This is a genomic window from Flavobacterium johnsoniae, assembly GCF_030388325.1.
Taxonomy (GTDB): Bacteria; Bacteroidota; Bacteroidia; order Flavobacteriales; family Flavobacteriaceae; genus Flavobacterium; species Flavobacterium johnsoniae_C.
In genome coordinates this window covers 2,474,222-2,489,085 of record NZ_CP103794.1, presented here as the reverse complement: position 1 = coordinate 2,489,085, position 14,864 = coordinate 2,474,222, and the positions used below count along the sequence as shown (strand labels likewise).

At 33.2% G+C, this 14,864-nt stretch carries 15 protein-coding genes; 8 read left to right on the top strand and 7 right to left on the bottom strand.

Annotated elements, in window-relative coordinates; all coding sequences use genetic code 11:
* Positions 1-108: 108 nt before the first annotated feature.
* The 3 genes from NYQ10_RS10790 to NYQ10_RS10780 form a co-directional block, all read right to left on the bottom strand.
* The gene (locus NYQ10_RS10790) at positions 109-1,512 is read right to left on the bottom strand and encodes a DUF5723 family protein (RefSeq protein WP_289880734.1); all 1,404 of its coding nucleotides are present in this window, start codon (positions 1,510-1,512) and stop codon (positions 109-111) included.
* Positions 1,509-2,024: a hypothetical protein gene (locus tag NYQ10_RS10785; protein ID WP_289881023.1), complete on the bottom strand. Its 516-nt coding sequence runs from the start codon at positions 2,022-2,024 to the stop codon at positions 1,509-1,511. The genes NYQ10_RS10790 and NYQ10_RS10785 overlap by 4 nt, the downstream gene beginning before the upstream one ends.
* Positions 2,025-2,131: 107 nt before the next feature.
* Positions 2,132-2,998, bottom strand: coding sequence for a hydroxymethylglutaryl-CoA lyase (locus tag NYQ10_RS10780; protein ID WP_289880733.1), 867 nt, complete (start codon positions 2,996-2,998; stop codon positions 2,132-2,134).
* Positions 2,999-3,208: 210 nt separating this feature from the next.
* Between NYQ10_RS10780 and NYQ10_RS10775 the strand changes: the two genes are divergently transcribed.
* Entirely contained in the window at positions 3,209-3,823 is a 615-nt protein-coding gene (locus NYQ10_RS10775; RefSeq protein ID WP_289880731.1) for a hypothetical protein, read from the top strand.
* Positions 3,820-4,536 carry a DUF3307 domain-containing protein gene (locus NYQ10_RS10770; protein WP_289880728.1) on the top strand — a complete coding sequence of 239 codons (717 nt, stop codon included), beginning with the start codon at positions 3,820-3,822 and terminating at the stop codon, positions 4,534-4,536. Before NYQ10_RS10775 ends, NYQ10_RS10770 begins: the two co-directional genes overlap by 4 nt.
* On the opposite strand, the gene NYQ10_RS10765 is transcribed toward NYQ10_RS10770, so the two are convergent.
* A complete protein-coding gene (locus tag NYQ10_RS10765) occupies positions 4,522-5,556 on the bottom strand; it encodes a quinone-dependent dihydroorotate dehydrogenase (protein ID WP_289880726.1) in 1,035 nt (344 codons plus the stop codon). The genes NYQ10_RS10770 and NYQ10_RS10765 overlap by 15 nt on opposite strands.
* 266 nt (positions 5,557-5,822) lie before the next feature.
* Between NYQ10_RS10765 and NYQ10_RS10760 the strand changes: the two genes are divergently transcribed.
* From NYQ10_RS10760 to NYQ10_RS10735, 6 genes are all read left to right on the top strand, one after another.
* Positions 5,823-6,419 carry a hypothetical protein gene (locus tag NYQ10_RS10760; RefSeq protein WP_289880724.1) on the top strand — a complete coding sequence of 199 codons (597 nt, stop codon included), beginning with the start codon at positions 5,823-5,825 and terminating at the stop codon, positions 6,417-6,419.
* 23 nt (positions 6,420-6,442) lie between these two features.
* On the top strand, positions 6,443-7,663 hold the full coding sequence (locus NYQ10_RS10755) for an OprO/OprP family phosphate-selective porin (RefSeq protein WP_289880722.1): 1,221 nt from the start codon (positions 6,443-6,445) through the stop codon (positions 7,661-7,663).
* A gap of 79 nt (positions 7,664-7,742) precedes the next feature.
* On the top strand, positions 7,743-8,723 hold the full coding sequence (locus tag NYQ10_RS10750) for a DUF6515 family protein (RefSeq protein ID WP_289880720.1): 981 nt from the start codon (positions 7,743-7,745) through the stop codon (positions 8,721-8,723).
* Between the two features lie 95 nt (positions 8,724-8,818).
* Complete coding sequence (locus tag NYQ10_RS10745; protein ID WP_289880719.1) at positions 8,819-9,949, top strand: formylglycine-generating enzyme family protein; 1,131 nt, start codon at positions 8,819-8,821, stop codon at positions 9,947-9,949.
* Between the two features lie 117 nt (positions 9,950-10,066).
* Positions 10,067-11,344: a peptidase T gene (gene pepT / locus NYQ10_RS10740; RefSeq protein ID WP_289880717.1), complete on the top strand. Its 1,278-nt coding sequence runs from the start codon at positions 10,067-10,069 to the stop codon at positions 11,342-11,344.
* A gap of 7 nt (positions 11,345-11,351) precedes the next feature.
* Positions 11,352-11,930: a YdeI/OmpD-associated family protein gene (locus tag NYQ10_RS10735; RefSeq protein ID WP_289880715.1), complete on the top strand. Its 579-nt coding sequence runs from the start codon at positions 11,352-11,354 to the stop codon at positions 11,928-11,930.
* 312 nt (positions 11,931-12,242) lie between these two features.
* On the opposite strand, the gene yajC is transcribed toward NYQ10_RS10735, so the two are convergent.
* From yajC to NYQ10_RS10720, 3 genes are all read right to left on the bottom strand, one after another.
* On the bottom strand, positions 12,243-12,518 hold the full coding sequence (gene yajC / locus NYQ10_RS10730; protein ID WP_289880712.1) for a preprotein translocase subunit YajC: 276 nt from the start codon (positions 12,516-12,518) through the stop codon (positions 12,243-12,245).
* A gap of 88 nt (positions 12,519-12,606) precedes the next feature.
* Positions 12,607-13,518: a transcription antitermination factor NusB gene (nusB, locus tag NYQ10_RS10725; protein ID WP_289880710.1), complete on the bottom strand. Its 912-nt coding sequence runs from the start codon at positions 13,516-13,518 to the stop codon at positions 12,607-12,609.
* A gap of 237 nt (positions 13,519-13,755) precedes the next feature.
* A complete protein-coding gene (locus tag NYQ10_RS10720) occupies positions 13,756-14,862 on the bottom strand; it encodes a Glu/Leu/Phe/Val family dehydrogenase (protein ID WP_289880708.1) in 1,107 nt (368 codons plus the stop codon).
* Positions 14,863-14,864: the final 2 nt, after the last annotated feature.

Below are 14,864 nucleotides of genomic sequence, written 5' to 3'. Positions count from 1 at the left end.
TTAAAAAAGCGACCAACGGAAGCTCTTTTTAAGCCTTGAAAAAAAGTTTTTTGGCTCGAGTGCTTGTAATGGACAGCTGGAAATGGCTTCTAATTATGATAATTAAAATTAATCATCATCACGGTCTTGAAACACAAAATTGATTCCCAGTTGAAAAGTTGCACTACTCGCCTTCGATAAGTCTTTATATTCTAAAACATTACCAAATAGAGCATAAATATTTACTGGCCCGAGTGTTCCTGCGAGTCCTAAACCAATATTTTTGTTTGAAAATGTATCAAAAGTATAAGTTGCTTTTGCTTCTAATTTTTTAAAAATACTTCTTTTATAAAATGCTGTTAAAGCAAATAAAGGTTCACGCGGCGCAGACATAGCAAATAATTGTGCTCCAACTGCATTTTTATAGTACGTATTAATTTTTCCTCTACAATTGCATTCGTCATCAGGGCGCGCTTCTCCGAATGAGTATTGTATAGAAGAATAAAATTTAGTTGGTCGCCACGTAGTATACTTATTGTATAATGTATCTCTTGGAATGGCTTTATCGAATTCATCAAAAATATCTTCTGGTTCGTCATTTCCTGTAAAATCGGGATTTACTCCATCATATCGATATGTTCCTTTGTAGGTTAAAGTTTCAATATCTTTAGATTGTTTTATAAAACCTAAATCCACAACACTTGCCGTTAGCTGCAAATTCTTTTTAATATAATAAGTAAAACCAGCATCGACACCAAGACCTAAACTACCGCTAAAAAAAGTATTATTTGCAATATCTTTTACCACATTTCCTTCGTATTCGTCTTTTGTAAACTTAGAAAGTCCAGAAGTTTTTAATTCTAAATCGGATGAAATTATTTGTTTATAAAGATTAGCATCTCCAGAGTTTTGTCCTGTGTAAATATAACCTGAATTTTTTGTAGATGTAGCATTTGCACCGCTTGAATAGATTTTAGCACGACCCCCGTAAACAAATTTTTCGTTTACTTTTTTATGAAAACCGACATGCCAAACCGAAAGAACCTCAGCCTTCATGCTTAGATCTCCAAGATTGAACGATTTTCCGATGTAATTGCTATTTCCGTCTAAAGCTAATATTGCCAAATCTTTTGGAACAAACATAAAAAAGTCAAATTCTTGATATAATCCAAACGAAATGTATGATTGACTTTCTCTTCCGCCAATTCTAAATCCGCCTGAAAATACTTCCAATTGCTGATTGGTTACAACTTTATCTCTGTTTGTAGATTGATTAATTACGTTTCGAACTTTTTGATTAAAATCGACTCCGTTATTGGCAAACAAATCATAAGCCGTAAAACTGCTTGAACCAACATTGGCTGAAATTCCAGATAAAACTGGAAATCCAAAATAATATTTATAAGAAACGTCGGCTCCTGGATTTACCATTAAAGATTGCGGAATAGCCGTGAAATTATACAGTAATTCTTTATTTTGAGAAAAACAAGAAAGCTGAAAAACGAGGCAGATAATCAGATATATTTTTCTCATCCAATTATTAAATAAGCTGTGGCACTTGATTTTAATTTTAAATTTCCTAAACTCTGACTATTTAGCGGAGTTCCTTGAGAAATTGCAATTTTGAAACCTATTTTTACAGTCTTTTTTAAGAGATCCAATCGTTGATTTTCAAAGACTTCAGTCGGAAATTTTATAACATTGGCAGTTCCTCTGTAGGCAGGAACAGGAAAAGTTAAGGTTTGCAATACTTGATCATTAGCATCTAATAATTGAAGACTTACAACAAAGGCACGATCTATGGTATTCTCTATTTCAAAATTGAATTCGGCTTTTCGTAAATGATCATTAAAAAATTTATCTTTAAAAACATCAAATCCTCTTGAATCATCAACAACATGATTTCCACCGTCGTCGATTAGCTTATTTGCTGGAATATCAAAATAAGCAAGATTTGCCACAAAAGCAGGTTCTAACTTAAGATCATCTATTTGACCAAAGTCTAAATCACTTGAACATGAAGAAAATAAAAGTGACAAGATCACTATTTTTATAACTTTATAGAAGGCTGATTTCATGACAAAAGTATATCTAATAAATGTAACGCTTAATGCTTACAATCATTGTCGAAGTTAGTAAATATAACCATTTATTAATGAAACTTTCCGAACAATTTTGAAGCTTCGTTGTAAGCACTTTCAAAACTTAAAGAGTTCAAACCTGTAACTTTCTTATTTGCAGTAAAATAAGAAACTAATTTTTCTGTTGGCATATTTCCAGTTAATTTATCTGTTGCCATCGGGCAGCCTCCAAAACCTTGAATAGCACCATCAAAACGAGCACAGCCAGCTTTTGCAGCAGCATCGATTTTTTCGAACCAGCTTTCTGGCGTTGTATGAAGATGTGCTCCAAACTCAATTTTAGAATATTTAGGAATTAGTTCTGAAAACAAATAGGTAATTACTTCTGGAGTCGAAGTTCCAACCGTATCAGAAAGCGATAGAATTTTTACGCCCATTCCCGCGAGTTTTTCTGTCCATTCTGCCACAATTTCAATGTTCCAAGGATCTCCATATGGATTTCCGAAACCCATAGAAAGATACGTGACCACTTCTTTCTTTTTCTTATCGGCAACTTCTAAAATTTCTTCTAAAGTAATTAAAGATTCTGCAATAGTTTTGTGAGTATTACGCATTTGAAAATTCTCCGAAATAGAAAAAGGAAAACCTAAATATTGAATTTGTTCATATTCTGAAGCCGTAATTGCGCCTTGAGTGTTTGCAATTATAGAAAGCAGTTTACTTGTTGTTTGAGATAAATCAAGTTGTTCTAAAACAGCCGCTGTGTCTTGCATTTGCGGAATAGCTTTTGGAGAAACGAAACTTCCAAAATCAATGGTATCAAATCCTACACGAAGCAAAGCTTGTATGTATGTCACTTTATTTTTTGTCGGAATAAAAGTCTTAATGCCTTGCATGGCATCTCTTGGACATTCGATAATCTTGATTTCTTTATTCAAAGCTTATTCATTTGTAAAGGCTAAGTTAGTTTCTTTTTTATTGAAATAAAAGATAATTTTAGCCGAATCGAAAGTATTACAAAATATTGTAATATTAAAAATAATTACCCAAAAACGTAATATTTAAAAATATTACCTAAAAGTGTAATAATTAAAAATATTACTTATATTTGTAATAGAAATTTTATTATTTTTTAATTATATTTGATTATGACTAGCGTAATTACGGGCGATATAATTGGTTCAAGACGACAGCAATCTGAACATTGGGTAGAAGATTTGAAAAAAATTTTAACGCCATTTGGCACAACACCAAGTCAATGGGAGATTTATCGTGGAGATGAATTTCAGATTGAAGTTACTAATCCTGAAGATGCATTGTTAACCGCAATTTTGGTAAAAGCACGTTTGCGAGCCATAAAATCTGACGCACGAATGAGTATTGGTTTTGGAGATAAAACACATCATTCGGAAAGAATTTCTCAAAGCAACGGCTCTGCTTTTATTAATTCTGGTGAATTATTTGAAACTTTAAAAAAGCAAAAAGTCACACTAGCCTTACGAACAGGAGATTTAAGTTTTGATGAAAAACTAAATTTAATGATTCAGCTCGCATTAACATTTATGGACAGTTGGCTCGTGCAATCGGCAGAATTTGTAGCGTTGGCTATAGAAAATCCAAGTTTATCACAAGAAGAACTTGGACAAAAATTAGGAATCAATCAAGCCGCCGTAAGTCGAAGACAGAAACGTGCTCAGTTTGATTTAGTCATGCATTTAGATAAATATTTTAGAACTCAAATAAAACAACTTACAGCATTATGATTTTATTTATAAAACTGCTTTTAGCGCATTTATTAGGCGATTTTATCTGGCAACCAAATTCTTGGGTAAGTCATAAAGAAGCAAATAAACATAAAAGCGTTTATTTATATCTTCATATTTTACTTCACGGAGTGTTGGCAGCGGTTCTAGTAGGAGAAGTTAGTTTTGTTCCTTATGCCGTTTTTATTGTCGTAACTCATGGAATTATTGATTTAATCAAATTAAATTTCCAGAAACCAAAAAACAAACGAACTTGGTTTGTAGTAGACCAAATTGCGCATTTATTAGTATTAATTGGAGTTGTACTTTTATATGAAAACAAAGCTTTCCCCTATTTCTGGAAAGATAATGAATTCTGGATTCTTATAACGGGAATCTTATTGCTTACTAAACCAACATCAATTTTTATCAAAACGATAATTTCGATATGGGCGCCAGAAAGCCAAAACAGCCATCAGGATAATTCGCTGATAGCTGCTGGAAATTATATTGGTATTTTAGAACGCTTGTTTGTTTTCGGATTCATCTTAACTGGACATTTTGAAGCAATTGGATTTTTACTCGCTGCCAAATCTATCTTTAGATTCGGAGATTTAAAAGAAGCCAAAGACCGAAAACTTACTGAATATGTTTTAATTGGTACATTAATCAGTTTTGGAATTGCGATACTTGCCGGATTAATAGTTCAGGCGCTTCTTTTACAATTGCCCTAAAATCTTTTTATTGATTGCTTTTATCAAAGCTGGACCTTCATAAATAAATCCAGTATACAATTGCACTAAACTTGCTCCTGCATTTAGTTTTTCGATAACATCTTCTGCAGAGTGAATTCCTCCTACTCCAATAATTGGGAATGCTTTATTGCTTTTTTCCGAAAGAAAACGAATTACTTCTGTAGAACGTTTTGTTAATGGTTTTCCAGACAAACCTCCCATTTCTGATTGATTTGCAGATTGTAACCCGTCTCTAGAAATAGTTGTGTTTGTAGCAATTACACCCGCAATCTGAGTCGTTTTTACAATATCAATAATATCCAATAATTGCTCGTCTGTTAAATCTGGAGCAATTTTTAAAAGAATTGGTTTTACTTTTTGCGTACTTGTTTTTTGTTTTTCAACATTTCTATTTTGCAAAGTCTGCAATAAAGCTGTCAACGGTTCTTTATCTTGCAAAGCCCTCAAATTTGGTGTATTTGGCGAACTTACATTTACTACAAAATAATCTACATGATTAAATAGCGCGTCAAAACAAATGATATAATCTTTAACCGCATCTTCGTTATCTGTCACTTTGTTTTTTCCGATATTTCCGCCAATTAAAACACCCGAATTCTTTTTCAAACGTTCTACAGCTTCTAGAACTCCGCCGTTATTAAATCCCATTCGGTTAATAATCGCTTGATCTTCTTTTAAACGGAATAAACGTTTCTTCGGATTTCCTTCTTGTCCAACTGGCGTTACAGTTCCGATTTCGATAAAACCAAAACCAAAATCTCCTAATTCTTTATATAATTTGGCATCTTTGTCAAAACCAGCTGCAAGTCCAACTGGGTTTTTAAATTTGATTCCAAACACTTCTCTTTCTAAACGAGAATCTTTTACCTCATAAATTGATTTTATAATTGCCGAAACTCCAGGAATTTTTGAAATGAATTTAACGAATGAAAAAGTAAAGTAATGCACTTCTTCAGGATCAAACCAAAAAAGTATCGGACGAATTATCAATTTATACATAAGAATTGTGTTGTTGTTATTTTGGCTGCAAATTTAAATATTATAGTTTAAAAAGGTACTTTTTTACAAAAACAAATCATTTCTATTTTGTTCAATTCTTTGAAACAAGTAAAAATCGACTAAAAAGCTTTTTTTGATGTTGCAAATTATAAAATGAAACCATTTCAAGTCTATCTAAAAACTTATCGGATTATTTATTACTTAATTTTGAGATAGTTATTTAAAAAATCTTGTGACAATTTTTTCATTTCAAAAATCTGGTAGTCATGCAAAATGAAATAAAAGCAAGAATCAATAAGCAATTTAGAAAAACATTTTTCATAATTATGTTTTTCTTTCTAATTGGTTACAACAAAATTATAGCGCAAGAGACTGAAGAAAAGACTTTTAGTCCGCATCATCAAATCGGACTTTCTATAAATCATGTCCATGTTTTTGAAGGTCGCGACGATGAAGGAAATCGAGAAGTTCTCAGCCTTCCGGCTTGGGGATTGGATTATACTTTTCAATTTAAAGAAAAATGGGCAATCGGACTTCATACTGATTTTATTATTGAAAAATTTAAAGTCGAAAAAAATCTCGCAAGCGGAGAAGATAAAGAAACCGTCGAAAGAAGTTATCCTATAGCTCCTGCTTTAATGGGAATTTATAAACCAAACGAACATTGGAGTTTTCTTTTAGGTTGTGGAGGTGAATTTGCCAAAGAAGAAGATTTTTTCCTGACTCGTGCCGGAGTAGAATACGGATATGAATTGCCAAAAAGATGGGAAATTTTCGGCACTGTAAGCTATGATTTTAAATGGAATGCTTATGACAGCTGGGGAATTGGATTGGGAATTGCCAAAAACTTTGGAGGAAAATAAATTGATACAAACCATCTGAGCTTATGTACATCAAAAAAAAAGTAAATAACATCACCCAAAATCTACTAGTGATTTTATTTTTATTTGCAAGTTTTGAAGCTCTTTCGCAACAAGAAAAAGACACAACAAAACTAATGAATGTCAGATATGGCAATAAAGGAATTGAGTTAGAAACCCGTGATAAAAAATTTCTATTTCAATTACAGAGCAGGTTACAGTTTCGTTTTTCAACTCCTTATGATACAGATCCTTTAACTTATGATGATTACAGTCAAGATGCTAAAACTACTTTTAAAATAAATCGAGCCAGACTTAAAATTGGCGGTCATGCTTTTGAACCTTGGCTTAAATATTATTGGGAATACGAATTAAGTCAGTCTAATTTGCTTGATTTTAGAATAATGATTGAAAAATGGGATTGGCTCAGTTTTAAAGTAGGACAATGGAAAACAGAATTTACACGCGAACGTTTCATTAGCAGCGGCGAACAGCAAATGGTAGAACGATCTCTTATTAATAGACCTTTTACTGTTGATAGAGAATTGGGAGCGGAAGTTTATGGGCATTTAAAAGGAAAAGGCATTGCCGATTTTAATTATTGGTTTGCGGCTTTAACAGGTACAGGACGCGGAAGCACTTCAAACGACGATAATCATCTTATGTATTTTGGACGAGCTCAATGGAATTTTTTAGGTAGATTTTTGGATTTTGAAGGCTGTGATTTAGAATTTCATGAAAAACCAACTCCAATTATTGCCTTTTCTGCTATCACTAATAGAAGTCCATACACCCGTTTCTCGCAAGCTGGAGGCGGTTCTCTAGACGGATTTGAAGACGGATTACCGGGACAATACAGAGTAAATCAATGGAATTTGGAAACTGCTTTTATGTATCGCGGATTTTCTTGGCAAAGCGAATGGCATACTAAAGAAATAATCGATAAATACAACAATGATTATATGACCGTTATGAAAGGATATTACGTTCAAGCTGGTTATTTCTTTCATAATGTTTTTCATTGGTGGCCTGAACATCTGGAAATGGCAGCTAGACATGCAGCATATAGACCAGATTATTCAATTAGACAAAATCGGCAAGAAGAATCTACATTGGCTTTTAACTGGTTCTTTAAAGGACATAAAAACAAACTAACTTCAGAAGTTAGCTATTTTAGTTTTCAAGACAAAACACTTCCGTTGGAACAAGGCTGGCGATTCAGAATACAATGGGATATTTCACTATAAATCTATAAACAAACTTTTGTTTCATTTTTTTAAACGAGAGATTTTTTTTCATAACTTTAATTCATATAAACAACTGAAAATGAAAAACATATCCAAATCAGCAAGAAAATCGGCACTAATGTATTTGATAGGTACATTTTTCCTTATTTCAATAGATAGTTTCGCACAGCGTCACGGAGGCGGAGGCGTTGGACATCGAGGTGGCGGAGGCGTTCATAGACCTGCCGGCGGAGCTCAAACAAGACCTTCTGTTACAAGACCGTCCAATCAGTCAAGACCAGCTGTAACTAAGCCGTCAGCAAATAAACCAGCTGTAACTAGACCTGGCTCTAATGGTTCTGGAACAAAAATTACAAGACCAAATAATAGTTCTAATACTAAAATTAACAACAGAAAAAACACTACAAATCGTAATTCCAATAATACTAGAAATTCTGGCAATAGAAATACTAATATTAGCGGAAATACACGAAATGTAGACAGAAGCAGAGATATTACAATCAACAATAATAGAAATACCGTGGTAAGAAGAAATACAGTTGTTTACACACGACCTCCTTACATACACGGCGGATACAGATATTACGGTTATCATCCATATTATTACCATCCTTACAGACCTTTTTACTGGGGTCCAGTTTGGCATCCTTGGGGATTTTTCGTCACTACTTTAGCTGTTACAGCAATTGTGGTTAGTGTAGAAAGTACTCAATATCATTATGATCAAGGAGTTTGGTACGCACCTTCTAACGGTGGTTACACTGCTGTTCCAGCTCCCGTTGGCGGAACAGTTAATAATATTCCGAGTGGAGCACAAACAGTCAATACGGGAACAGTCAATAATTATTACTACGGCGGTACATATTATGAAAAAGACGGAAGCTCTTATAAAGTAGTTGCGCCTACCGCAGGAACAATAGTTGAAAATCTTCCTGAAGGCGGAGAAGAAGTTACTGTAGGAGATGTAAAATACATAAAATTTGGTGAAACTTATTATCAGCCTGTTCAAGTAGACGGAAAAGATAAATACGAAGTAGTTCTTGTTGAGGAAGATAAATAAATATATTAATTCTATAAAATTAGTATAACTATAAAGTTATTTTTATAATTTTATCCCTTCTATTACAACCATTATCAGTTTCAAAAAAATAAACCATGAAAAACAAGACCTTTTGGATATTTGCATTACTTACATTATCCATTATTTCAATAGCCTATAGCTACACCAGATTTACAGATAAAGAAGAAAAAACGGTTGCTGAATGCCACGAAGTTCCAGTTAGCATGGAATCTGAATTTAAGCCAACTATCGAAAATAAATTCAAACCAGAAACAAAAGCACCTAAAGGTATGGTTTGGATTCCTGGCGGAGAATTTTCTATGGGAAGCAATGTAGAAGACGAAAGTTTATGCAGCATAAAAGGCGTTACAAAAGATGCCGCTCCAATTCATCGCGTTTATGTTGATGGTTATTATATGGATGAAACTGAAGTAACAAACGAAGAATTCGAAAAATTTGTAAAAGCAACTGGTTATGTAACTGTTGCAGAACAAAAACCAACTAAAGAGGAATTTCCAACTGCGAGCGAAGCTGATTTAATTACTGGTTCTGTTGTGTTTACTCCTACTCCTTCTGCCGTGAACCTGAATAATTTTCTGCAATGGTGGCGCTACGAACCAGGCGCTGACTGGAGACATCCTGAAGGTCCGCAAAGTACAATCAAAGGAAGAGAAAAATATCCTGTAGTTCATGTGGTTTACGAAGATGCAGCCGCTTATGCAAAATGGGCGGGCAAAAGACTTCCAACAGAAGCAGAATGGGAATTTGCAGCTCGTGGCGGTAAAACAGGAAATCTTTATGCTTGGGGGAACGATTTAAAACCTAAGGGAAAATTTCAAGCTAACATTTACCAAGGACATTTTCCGATAAAAGATGGAGATACAGGCGAAGACGGATTTAAAGGAATTGCTCCAACAGCGCAATATGCTCCAAACGCCTATGGACTTTACGATATGGCAGGAAATGTTTGGGAATGGGTTAATGATTGGTACAGCGTTGACTACTATAAATCATTAGCGGAAAGCGGAAAAACAACAAAAAATCCAACGGGACCAAGCACTTATTACGATCCCAATGATCCGACAGAAATTAAACGTGTGCACAGAGGCGGCTCGTTTTTATGTACCGATCAATATTGTACTCGTTATATGGTCGGTACAAGAGGAAAAGGCGAAATAAGATCTGCTGCAAACCACGTTGGTTTTAGATGTGTAAAAAGTAAATAACAACATTTTAAATATCATAAAGGGATTCATACAGAATCCCTTTTTTTATTAATTCAGATAGAAAAAGCTAAATTATTCAGCAGAAAAAATTTCTATATTTGCTAAAAATTCAAAAAAATGCAACATATCATAGATCGTTTTATCAGTTACGTAACAATTGACACTGAATCAGATCCACATTCACAAACAACACCAAGTACACAAAAACAATGGAATCTTGCCAATAAATTAGTCGAAGAACTAAAAGCAATTGGACTTGAAGAAGTTACGATAGATGATAAAGCATATATCATGGCGACGCTTCCAAGCAATGTAGATCATGAAGTTCCCACAATTGGTTTTGTTTCTCATTTTGATACTTCTCCAGATTTTAGCGGAGCAAATGTAAAACCCCAAATTGTTGAAAATTACGATGGAAAAGATATTGTTTTAAATGCAGAAAAGAACATTATTTTATCTCCAAATTACTTTAAAGATTTATTACAATATAAAGGTCAAACCATCATTACAACTGATGGAACAACACTTTTAGGAGCAGATGATAAAGCGGGAATTACAGAAATTGTTTCGGCAATGGAATATTTAATTCAGCATCCAGAAATTAAACACGGGAAAATCAGAATAGGTTTTACGCCAGACGAAGAAATCGGTCGCGGAGCGCATCATTTTGATGTTGAAAAATTCGGAGCGCAATGGGCTTACACAATGGATGGAAGCCAGATTGGCGAATTAGAATATGAAAATTTTAACGCAGCTGGAGCTAAAATTACTTTTAAAGGAAAAAGCGTTCACCCAGGTTATGCAAAAGGAAAAATGATTAATTCTATGCTTTTGGCTAATGATTTTATCAACGAACTTCCGAAAGGTGAAACTCCAGAAGAAACTAAAGGTTACGAAGGATTTTTCCACGTTCATCACATCAAAGGAAATATCGAAGAAACAGTTTTAGAACTGATTATTCGAGATCATAACAAGAAAAAGTTCGAAAACAGAAAAGAACTAATTCATAAAATAGCCAAAAAGTTCAATAAAAAATTCGCAAAGAAATTTGGAGAAGATATTGTTGTTGCTGAAGTTAAAGATCAATATTACAATATGAAAGAAAAGGTTCTGCCTGTAAAATATATTGTGGATATTGCCGAAAAAGCGATGCGTGAATTAAACATTAAACCGATCATTAAACCAATTCGCGGCGGAACTGACGGTTCTCAATTATCATTTATGGGATTACCTTGTCCGAATATTTTTGCGGGTGGACATAATTTCCACGGAAAATACGAATATGTTCCAGCAGAAAGCATCCAGAAAGCAACAGATGTTATCGTAAAAATTGCAGAATTAACAGCAATTCCTGGAATCTTTGACGCGCCCGAAAAACCTAAAAGAAAAAAATAATCAAACAATGTCTGAGAAAAAACACGTTTGGGATAAAGTAAATCAATGGGAAGAAGAAATTCTTCTTCTTAAATCAATTATTGATAAAACTGAACTGATCGAAACCGTAAAATGGGGAGCTCCCGTTTATGTTTTCAATAAAAAAAACGTTGTTGGTCTTGGCGGTTTTAAAGATTATTTTACCATTTGGTTTTATAATGGTGTTTTCTTAAAAGACGAAAAGAAAAAACTTATCAATGCTCAAGAAGAAGTAACAAAATCACTTCGTCAATGGCGTTTTAAATCGAAAGAAGAAATAAACGAAAAAGAAATTTTAGAATATATTCACGAAGCCATTGAGAATGAAAAGCAAGGAAAAGTGATAAAACCTTCCAAGAAAGAAACTATTATTTCTGAGCTTTTGAATAAAGAAATAGGACAAAATCCTGCTCTAAAAATCGCATTTGAAAATTTCAAGCCTTATAAACAATATGAGTTTTTAGAATATATTGAATCAGCCAAACAGGAAAAAACAAAAGTTTCTAGAATTGAAAAAGTGATTCCGATGATTTTAGCAAATGTTGGATTGAATGATAAATATCGATAAATAAATTTCAATTTAGAAATTCCAAATTCCAAAACTATACGAGACCTTTGTCAAAGTTTAAAACTTTGACAAAGGTTTTTCTTTTTTCATTTCAAACAAAATATACTTCAAAGTCCTATCATACAGTTTGTCATCCTGACGAAGGAAGGATCTCCACAAGTAGCTCTACAAAGATTATCGATTTAGATTGCGGAGTTTCTCACGAAGATTCCTCGTTCCTCGGAATGACAAAACTAACTTGGTTTGTATTTGTAAAAAAAAATCCCAAACTCCATTTGGAATTTGGGATTTCAAATATCGTATTTTAAAAACTTAAGCTTTTTTATTCAAAGCAGCGCTCATTTCCATAGAAATTGCAGAACGCTCAATTTTTAATTTTCCAGACATTGTTTCAATAATAACTGAAGTTTCAGCCAATTCAACAACTTTACCGTGGAAACCACTTTTTGTAATTATTCTATCACCTACTTTTAGGCTACTTTCAAATTCTTTTTCATTTTTTGCTCTTTTTTGCTGTGGTCTAATCATGAAAAAATAGATTACCACAAACATTAAAAGAAATGGCGCAAATTGAGATAATTGTCCCATAATTTAAATTTATTTTTGATTTATATTTAATATTCTTTTCTAAACTCTCCGACTTCGTCCAAAGAGACAAAAATTAAAAATTCAGATTTTACATTAATCCTCTTCCTACTTTTACCATCTTTTTATTAGCGGTAAGTTCTTTTACAAGATTATCTAAAATTCCGTTGATAAAAATACTACTTTTCGGAGTAGAATATTCTTTTGCAATTTCTAAATATTCGTTAAGAGTTACTTTTACTGGAATTGAAGGAAATTTAACAAACTCGCAAATTGCCATTTTCAAGATAATAGTATCAATTTCGGCAATACGATCGCTATCCCAATTTGGAGTTTTATCATCATATTCTTTTGCAAATTCATTTTCGTTTAAAACTGTTCTTCTAAACAAATCTTTTGCAAAATCCTTATCTTCAACATCTTTATACAATTTAGGCACTCTAAAATCGTCTGGATCTTCTGTTTTGATTGCTTTTAATTGTTTTACAATATGCGTATTTACAACCGGAATATCATCAACCCAAGTTAATTTATCATCTTCTAAATACTCATATAATTTTTCATTAGGAACAATAACATTTTCAAACAAATCAATAATAAATTGTCTGTCTTCTTCAAATGTATTCACATTATTGCTCATATATTTTTTATAAATATCGCTTGCTTTAACATCATTTAAAAGCAAAATAATATAATCGTCGTTTAAAGACCAGTTATTAATTTTACGAGTTTCTAAAGCGATGCTAAGGGAATTGCTTTCGGCAAGAAGTTGAAAAATTTTATTCTTTACAAATTTTTCGTTTGGATTACGTTCTGCGGAAGTTGCCAGGTGTTTTTTACTTGAAAGATGTAAAAAAACAGATTCTTTTTTACAAATTTCAATCAATGAAGAAAGCATTATAAGGTATAAGTCCTGAATATTATCAATGCTGTAGAAAAGAAATTTTTCTTCTTTTTCCATATTTTCAGAACCGCTTTGATGCATTGCATAAATGGATTGCATTACTTTAACGCGTATGTGTCTTCTATTTACCACCTCGTAAGAACATTTAAAAATTAGTCTGCAAAAGTATAACTTTTAAGGCATATTTTAAAATTAATTCGTAAAAAAGTCGTGGTTTTTGGTCTCCTTTTTATTTAGTTTTCAGTCGCAGTGGCAGTTTTCGGTATTAAGTTAAAACAAAAAGTCTCAGTTTCCAGTAGTTCTGAAAACTGAGACTGAGACAGTAAACTAAAAAAATTATTTAGCAGCGTTTTCGATTCTTCTTTGATCGATACGATTTTGAGCAATTGTTAGAGCCGCTTTATGAGTTGTAATATTATTTTTAGCAGCAAAATCTATAATTTCTAAAGTTGTATTGTAGATATTTTCTGTTTTAGTCATTATTTCAGCTTTGCCGTAGTTTGCTAATTCAGCGTAAACATTGATAATTCCACCAGCGTTGATTAAGAAATCTGGAGCGTAAAGAATTCCTCTTTCTTGTAATCTTGCACCGTGAACATTTTCGTCAGCTAATTGATTGTTTGCTGCACCAGCAATAACTTTAGCTTTAATTTTATCTACTGTGTTATCGTTGATTGTTGCTCCCATCGCACATGGCGCGTAGATGTCAACATCTGCTGTATATAGATCTTCTCCAGTATAAATTGTAGCGTTGTATTTAGAAGCAACTTGGTATAATTTTTCTTCGTTAATATCAGAAATAGTTACTTGTGCTCCTTCTTTAGTTAAATACTCAACCAAAGTTTCACCAACGTGTCCAATTCCTTGCACCAAGACTTTTTTACCGTCTAAAACATCAGTTCCAAACTGACTTTTAGCAGCAGCTTTCATACCTAAATAAACACCGTAAGCCGTAACTGGCGAAGGGTTTCCAGAACCACCTCTTTCTTCAGAAATACCAGTAACATAAGGCGTCACATCTCTCACAGTATCCATGTCTTTAGTTTCCATTCCGACATCTTCTGCTGTAATATATCTTCCGCTTAATGAATGAACAAATTCACCAAACTTACGCATTAATTCAGGTGTTTTTTGAGTTTTAGCATCACCAATGATAACGGCTTTACCTCCACCAATATTAAGTCCAGTAATAGCAGATTTAAACGTCATACCTCTAGAAAGACGTAAAACATCGTTTAAAGCTTCCCATTCTGTGTTATAATTCCACATTCTGGTTCCTCCCAAAGCTGGCCCCATAACCGAATTATGAATACCAATAATTGCTTTTAAACCTGTATCTTTGTCATTGCAAAATACAATTTGTTCGTGATCGTCAAAAGATAATTGACCAAAAACAGGATCCATTTTTTGAAGTTCCTTTCCAGTTGCGAAAGTTGCATCCATAG